A 6,713-nucleotide genomic window follows, 5' to 3' on the forward strand; every position below is an offset into this window, starting at 1 on the left:
GATAACCAAACAAAGGAATGTCCAAAATCAGGGATATCACTTTTGTGTAGGTGTCTAAAAAATAGGCACTACACTAATTCAAAATGTCCTTGACAAGGGATACAGTTTAATATACTCGAACTGTTCTTCTACTTCCGAAGACCACGCAGCATTGACATCACTGTTTCCTGCTCATTTGTACTCAGATTATTCCATATCCTTAAAACTTCTTTCTGTTTTTCTGTCAGATTCTCTGAATTACCTTCCTGAAAAAACTGTGATAATGTCACGCCCAAAGCTGTACATATTTTTTCAAGTGTGATCAGCGACGGCAGGTTTTCCTGCGCCATGATTCTTCCCAGTGATGACTGGGAAATTCCAAATACACATAAGCATGATACAATAGAGGCATGCTGAAGGAGGATCTCATATGGCAAAGCAACATGACAAACAATTTAAACTTGATGCAGTCCAGTACTATCAGGATCACAAAGATCTCGGAGTACGTGGATGTGCAGAAAATCTTGGCATCGGATACAGCACATTAACAAAATGGCTGAAAGACTTCCGGGAATCAAGTGATATTCCTGTTCGTGGTTCTGGTAATTATGCATCTGATGTTCTCACTATCGGAATCGTACTCTGTCTGTTCTACATAATCTGCGGAACAGTCTCGTTTGTACGGATAAAAAAATAAACTGAGCCACGGCTGTTCCAACATGAAATCAGCCGTGGCCTTATTTATATCATTTCACTCTTTTTTGAAATAGAACAACACCACAGCAACAACTCAAATCGACTTAAAATTCCAGACTATTCGCATTCAGCAAGAAATACTTCATTCCCATGATGACAAAACCTTCATCATTTCTCCAAGGCTTTTTGCTGCCATTTACAATGACGATCTTCTTGAAAGAGTCCGGGATATTACGCAGAGAATTGAACTCCTGCGTCTGTTTTTCTTCCGAAGTCATGTCATATGCAACCTGGATATAGTATCTCTGGTTTCCTTGATTCACCACAAAGTCAACCTCCAACTGCTTGCGAACACGTTTGCCCTCTTTATCCTTATCGAAGATATCCACGACACCCACATCAACATTGTAGCCACGGATCAGCAGCTCGTTATAAACAATGTTCTCCATGATATGAGTAGGCTCCTGCTGTCTGAAATTCAGACGTGCATTTCTCAGTCCCAGATCAGTAAAGTAGTATTTCAGATTTGCACCGATATACTTTCTGCCCTTAATATCGTATCGGCTTGCCTTGGAAATCAAAAAGGCATCTGTCAAATGGTCGATATGCTTGGAGATGGTTTTATTAGCATAAGTCATCTGGCGCTCACTGGCAAAGGTATTGGCAATCTTTGAAGGGTTGGTATGTGCGCCGATTGCAGATGCAAGCACATCAACCAGAATCCCAATCTCATCCACGTTCTGAATCTTATTTCTTTCAATAACATCCTTCAGATAGACATTTGCAAAGATGTTCTTCAGATAGTCCGCTTTCTGTCGTTCGCTCTGGAAACTTACGATCTGCGGCAATCCTCCGTAGATCATGTAGTCATCCCAGGCATCATCATAATCGCCGTCATAGACAGAATAAAACTCTGCAAAGGAGAGAGGGTAGATTCTAATCTCATCACCTCTGCCACGGAATTCGGTCACAATGTCGCTGGACAGGAACTTGGAATTACTTCCGGTGACATACACATCAATATTGCTCATGCGTAGCAGGCTGTTCAGCACTTCCTCAAATCGTAGCATGAGCTGCACTTCATCCAAAAGGAGATAATACTTCCCGTCGTCTTTCATGGCATCCTTGATGTACTTGAAGCATACCTTGGGATCTCTTAATTCCTCGTTCTCAATACCATCCAATGCAATTTCAATAATATGATCAACATCAACGCCGTTCTCCAGTAAGTATCTCTTAAAGATAGTAAACAGCAAAAAGGATTTGCCACATCTACGAATGCCGGTAATCACCTTTATCATTCCATTATCTTTTCGCTCGATCAGCTGCTGTAGGTAAGCGTCTCTTTTAATCTCCATCGTTACACTCCCCATTTCCGTGCATCTGCACACTTTTTAGTAATGAGATTCTATCACAGAACGACCTGAATTTCAATATGTATTCCCATTTTATGTGCATCTACACACTTTTATGTAATGTTGATAAATATATTTTCAGATTTTTTTGATTGCAGTGTCTATAATCGACTACTCCAATCGTTATTATAGGTAGACAACAAAAAGAAGATGGTTCCGATGTTTCATTAAATATGTTCGTTAGTCTTTTACGCAAAGGATTCTATCTCCTCTGCGCCCTAATGCTTTTCGGATTCAGTTCAACAAACTGGATTTTGTTTTTTGATACTTATTACACTTTTGCTTTTTTCTTAATCATACATATTGCTGCTAAAGTAACTATAACATAACCTAATAGTGCTATAATTGATGATTCAATTCCAAATTCTCCACCAGTGAAAACAAAGTCTTTTGAATCAAGTACATATGTCATAACCGAATATTCATCTGCCTTTTCGCTTATTGATAAACCGCCACCAATAATTAAAATATTCCAAAGTGAATGGACAATTCCGCTGTTCCAAACAGAACCACTTTCAATAGCAACCATTGAGAACATTATTCCCACCATTGTTCCTGCAATAAGAACCAACAGGCTCCTTATAATGGAAAAATCCATTCCTATAATATGTATTAATCCAAATAAAACTGATGGAATTAATACAGCTACTTTAATATTCCATTTCTCTTTTGTCCCATTTGCTTTGCAACTCTGGATGTCTGTCGTAAATCATTAGCGTGCTTTTCCCTTTTAAATATCCCATAAAATCTGAAATACTTTCTTTCGGCGGAATTGCTACGCTTAAATGTACATGATCCTTACATACTGCACCCGCTATAATATCCACTTTTCGGTACTTGCATAATGTACTTATGATTTCCTTCACATCTTCTCTTAATCTTCCATACAGAATTCTTTTTCTGTATTTCGGTATAAATACTATGTGATACTGGCATTTCCATCGGGTATGTGATAAACTTCTATTGTCCATTTGGACCGCCTCCTTTGATTTTGAGTTTGGCTTGCGACACCATTCTCATCATATCACAGGAGGCTTTATTTTGTTGTCCTCACCGTCTCCACTTATTCCATTCTCCCCAGCATAGCTGGGGGATTAGACTTTTCATTAAAGAGAAGGATACCAAGGGGGCAGTGGGCAATACGGTGGATTATTCATCGTTTACGGTGGTTGTTTGCTCAGTTTTTTGGAATATAGATGATTTTGTCACAGGCGTAAAGTTCTTCTCCCCCGCTGTTTCGCATTTCATATCCGATATATTTACAATTCCCATCCCACTGACTATAATAAAGAATGTCCGTTTGCCTGCAAAGGCGCGGAACTATATCCATCTGCATCAGGGCGATATGACAGAAAAATGAACTTAAAAGAATGGAAGAAAGAACAATGGATGTAATTGAAAAATTTGGAAATAGGGTGAGCAGCCAGGCGCTTAAGGATCCGGAAAAAGCGCGTCGGCTGCTTCTTGCGGGATACCGCCTGCAGGAAAAGAAGCTTCAGTTTTTGCCGGATCGGGGGCTGCCGTCGTCGGGACAGTATGTGGCGCGGGTGGTTATGAAAAATATCATTCAGTCGCTGTCGGAACCGGAGAATGCGGCGATGGTCAGCATATTTGTGCCGGGAGAGCTGGTGATGGCGGCAGGGCTGACGCCGTACTCAGTGGAGGCGATGTCCTGTTTTATGGCGGGAACGAAGTGTGAGCAGACGTTTCTTCGGAAAACGGAGGAAGAAGGATTTCCGGAGACGATGTGTTCGTACCACAGGGTGTTTCTGGGGGCGGCGCTGACGGGGATTCTGCCAAAACCGAACTGCATGATTTATACGAACCTTGCGTGTGATGGAAATATGATGACGTTTCCGTATTTAAAGGATAAATTTGAATGTCCAGGCTTTTATATTGATGTTCCGTATGAGAAAAACCGGGAATCGGTTCTGTATGTGGCGGATCAGCTGCGGAAATTGAAACGGTTTCTGGAGGAGACGACGGACAGACGGATTTCGGAGGAAACAGTGCGGAGTGCGGTAGATAACAGCCGGAAAGCGGCAGCGAATTATAAAAAACAGCTTGCCCTGCGGTGTGCGCATGACCCGGTGACCTCTCTGACGAATGAATTGTATGCGCTTTTTATGTGCCATCTGATGGCTGGCTCAGAAACGGCGGTTACCTATACGGAAAAACTTCTGCGCGATGTGCGGATGTCACCGAGGGGAGATGGTCTTTCGGTAATCTGGATGCACATCATGCCATTTTTACAGGAGCCGGTTAAGGATATTTTTAATTATAGTAAGAAAATGCACATCCGCGCTTGTGATTTCATCGCAGATGGTTTTCAGGAGATGCATGCGGAAGACCCGTATGAGGCGATGGCAGAGAAAATGGTCTACTGCATTTACAATGGCAGTGTGAAACAGAGAATTGAGGAAGCGGAACGGCTTGCCAGAATCACGGAATCGGATGGTGCTGTTTTATTTGCCCACTGGGGCTGTAAGGGAACGATCGGTGCATCCAGCCTGATTAAGCAGTCCTTAGAAAAAACAGGACTTCCGACGATGATTCTCGACGGTGACGGCTGCAACCCCGCCAATACCAGCGACGGTCAGGTATCGACGCGGCTTCAGGCGTTTGTGGAAATGCTGGAAAAGGGCAAGGAGGAGAAACACGCATGATTTATTACGTCTGTAAGTACACCCCGATCGAGCTGTTCCGAGGGTTTGGAGAAGAATGTTCTGTTTTGGAGGAAATGCCGGAAAATTTCGAACAGTCGGATCAAATTGCACATGCAAATCTGTGCGGCTTTGGAAAATCGGTCATTCAGGCAGTGCTGGAAGGAAAGGTTGAACAGCTGGTGCTGGTAAACTGCTGCGATTCGATGCGGCGCGTTTACGATATCGTGGAGAGCACGGGAAAATGTAAGTTTTTATATATGCTGGATCTGCCGCATGATGATAATGAATGTGAAAAAGTGAAATTTGCGGGCACGATCCGGAGGCTTAAAAAGGCATATGAGGCATATTCCGGGAAAGTGTTTGATAAACGCGCTTTTATCAAGTCCTTTATTACGCCGGAAATGAACACGGAGCCGTACATTGGTGTGCTGGGCGTGCGGGTCAGCGGCATTCTGGAGGATATGATCCGGGACAATATCCAGATGGATGTGGAAAATCTGACCTGTACGGGTGGTCGGAAACTGTCGGTCGTACAGGATGAAATGTGGAATATGGAGGAAGAGGAGCTGTTTCTTTCTTACGCTGACGTCCTGCTGGGACAGATGCCGTGTTTCCGCATGAACCGTTCGATCCGCAGAAACCGTCTGTATCTGGATCCGAATTTAAAGGGAATTATTTATCACACGATCAAGTTCTGTGATTATTATGGATTTGAGTATGCGAGTATCAAGCGGGATATCAAGGTTCCGCTCCTTAAGATTGAGACTGATTTTACGAGCCAGAGCGCGGGGCAGCTTTTGACGCGCATTCAGGCATTTGAGGAGACGATCGAGGGATCAGAGGATATGGATCCGGGAAAAGGTATCAGTGAGGAGGCAAGAAAGAAGATGGAGTCGGGCATTTTTTATGTAGCGGGAATCGACAGCGGTTCGACAAGTACTGATGTGGTCATACTGGATCAGGATGGAAAAATTAAATCGACGATGATTATTCCGACCGGCGGCGGTGCGATGATGAGCGCCGAGAAGAGTCTGGATCTGGCGATTGAGAAAGCGGGAATTAAGAAAGAGGAGATTGTGCGGATCGATACGACCGGATATGGACGATCCTACATTGACAGCGGGGATGACAGCATCACGGAGATTACCTGCCATGCCAAGGGCGCAAATTATCTGAATCCGAATGTCCGCACTATCATCGACATTGGCGGGCAGGATATCAAGGCGATCAGCATCGACGGGCAGGGAGCCGTGAAAAATTTCCTGATGAATGACAAATGTGCCGCCGGAACGGGACGTTTTCTGGAAATGATGGCGAAAACGCTGGGACTTTCCCTGGAGGAAATGAGCGTGAAAGGGCTGGAATGGAAGCATAATATCGTGATTTCCAGCATGTGTACGGTGTTTGCAGAGTCGGAGGTCGTGTCGCTGGTGGCACAGAATAAGGATGTGGCAGATATTATCCACGGTTTAAATGTGTCAGTTGCCTCAAAAGTCGGCGCGTTGGCAGCCCGCCTTGGAAAGGATCATCCAGGCGAATATATGATGACCGGCGGTGTGGCGAAGAACCGGGGTATCATCCAGGCATTGGAAGAGAAGCTTGGTGCTAAACTTTATATCTGTGATGAGGCGCAGCTCTGCGGTGCGCTGGGAGCGGCGCTATTTGCTTATGAGAAATGTAAAGGCAGTGCGGAGGAAACGCGATGAAGCGGCAGGGTTAAAACACTTGTATCGATATTTTCGTCAGATATTCACTGGGAAAGGCTGTGGCCAATTCGTCGATCACAGCCTCTTTATAAGAGTATTTGCCGGTTTTAAACTTGTGTTCATCGGTCCAATCAAAGAGTGAGAGTATGAAACTTTTTCTGTAAAATAATGTTTAGAAGGTTCTTCTATGATACAATAAATATCATTAGGAGGGCCTTTTATTATGGCAAGACAAAAGAAACCTGTACATC

At 43.8% G+C, this 6,713-nt stretch carries 6 protein-coding genes and 1 pseudogene; 3 read left to right on the forward strand and 4 right to left on the reverse strand.

Translation table 11 applies throughout. The annotated features are described in order from the left end of the window. Window positions 1-128: 128 nt before the first annotated feature. Window positions 129-416, reverse strand: a complete 288-nt coding sequence (locus ACTQ50_RS18675) for a helix-turn-helix domain-containing protein (protein WP_226841009.1) — start codon at window positions 414-416, stop codon at window positions 129-131. On the opposite strand from ACTQ50_RS18675, the gene ACTQ50_RS18680 reads away from it, so the two are divergent. Continuing rightward, window positions 410-676, forward strand: a complete 267-nt coding sequence (locus tag ACTQ50_RS18680; RefSeq protein WP_368366629.1) for a transposase — start codon at window positions 410-412, stop codon at window positions 674-676. The genes ACTQ50_RS18675 and ACTQ50_RS18680 overlap by 7 nt on opposite strands. Before the next feature lie 103 nt (window positions 677-779). On the opposite strand, the gene ACTQ50_RS18685 is transcribed toward ACTQ50_RS18680, so the two are convergent. The 3 genes and pseudogenes from ACTQ50_RS18685 to tnpA all read right to left on the reverse strand — a co-directional run. Next, the gene (locus ACTQ50_RS18685) at window positions 780-2,033 is read right to left on the reverse strand and encodes an ATP-binding protein (RefSeq protein WP_441485421.1); all 1,254 of its coding nucleotides are present in this window, start codon (window positions 2,031-2,033) and stop codon (window positions 780-782) included. Window positions 2,034-2,361: 328 nt separating this feature from the next. After that, on the reverse strand, window positions 2,362-2,787 hold the full coding sequence (locus ACTQ50_RS18690; RefSeq protein WP_441485422.1) for a CPBP family intramembrane glutamic endopeptidase: 426 nt from the start codon (window positions 2,785-2,787) through the stop codon (window positions 2,362-2,364). Further along, window positions 2,759-3,061, reverse strand: a pseudogene (tnpA, locus tag ACTQ50_RS18695) (IS200/IS605 family transposase); the annotation flags it as partial. The gene ACTQ50_RS18690 and the pseudogene tnpA, both read right to left, overlap by 29 nt. A 414-nt stretch (window positions 3,062-3,475) precedes the next feature. Here tnpA and ACTQ50_RS18700 point away from each other — a divergent pair. Next, window positions 3,476-4,756: a 2-hydroxyacyl-CoA dehydratase family protein gene (locus ACTQ50_RS18700; RefSeq protein WP_055148823.1), complete on the forward strand. Its 1,281-nt coding sequence runs from the start codon at window positions 3,476-3,478 to the stop codon at window positions 4,754-4,756. Continuing rightward, a complete protein-coding gene (locus tag ACTQ50_RS18705) occupies window positions 4,753-6,462 on the forward strand; it encodes an acyl-CoA dehydratase activase (protein WP_015552775.1) in 1,710 nt (569 codons plus the stop codon). Before ACTQ50_RS18700 ends, ACTQ50_RS18705 begins: the two co-directional genes overlap by 4 nt. Window positions 6,463-6,713: the final 251 nt, after the last annotated feature.

The organism is Blautia sp. Sow4_E7 (assembly GCF_052116245.1).
Lineage (GTDB): Bacteria > Bacillota > Clostridia > Lachnospirales > Lachnospiraceae > Blautia_A.

Excerpts from the sequence above, each read along its gene's own strand:
- ACTQ50_RS18685 (WP_441485421.1), bottom strand. The coding sequence starts at position 2,033 with ATGGAGATTAAAAGAGACGCTTACCTACAGCAGCTGATCGAGCGAAAA.
- ACTQ50_RS18680 (WP_368366629.1), top strand. The coding sequence starts at position 410 with ATGGCAAAGCAACATGACAAACAATTTAAACTTGATGCAGTCCAGTAC.
- ACTQ50_RS18705 (WP_015552775.1), top strand. The coding sequence starts at position 4,753 with ATGATTTATTACGTCTGTAAGTACACCCCGATCGAGCTGTTCCGAGGG.
- ACTQ50_RS18700 (WP_055148823.1), top strand. The coding sequence starts at position 3,476 with ATGGATGTAATTGAAAAATTTGGAAATAGGGTGAGCAGCCAGGCGCTT.